The sequence below is a fragment of the Achromobacter sp. SIMBA_011 genome, from assembly GCF_046535435.1.
Classification (GTDB): Bacteria; Pseudomonadota; Gammaproteobacteria; order Burkholderiales; family Burkholderiaceae_B; genus Achromobacter; species Achromobacter dolens.
Window position 1 is genome coordinate 1 of sequence record NZ_JAWRWN010000782.1, and the last position, 257, is coordinate 257.

General features: G+C 65.8%; 1 pseudogene. It reads left to right on the forward strand.

Annotated features, from left to right (window positions below):
* Positions 1 to 257: pseudogene (gene gltD, locus SB816_RS33125) on the forward strand (glutamate synthase); the annotation flags it as partial.

A 257-nucleotide genomic window follows, 5' to 3' on the forward strand; every position in this document is an offset into this window, starting at 1 on the left:
GCCGCCGGAAGTCGAGAACAAGCCGCTCGTGTGGCCGTACTGGCCGGTCAAGCTGCGCACCTCGTCGTCGCACGAGGAAGGCTGCTCGCGTGACTGGGCTGTCGCGACCAAGCGTCTCGAAGGCAAGAACGGCAAGGTCGAGAAGCTGATCGCCGCGCGCGTCGAGTGGAAGGACGGCAAGATGGTCGAGGTGCCGGGCTCGGAATTCGAAATGAAGGCCGACCTCGTGCTGCTCGCGATGGGCTTCACGCAGCCGG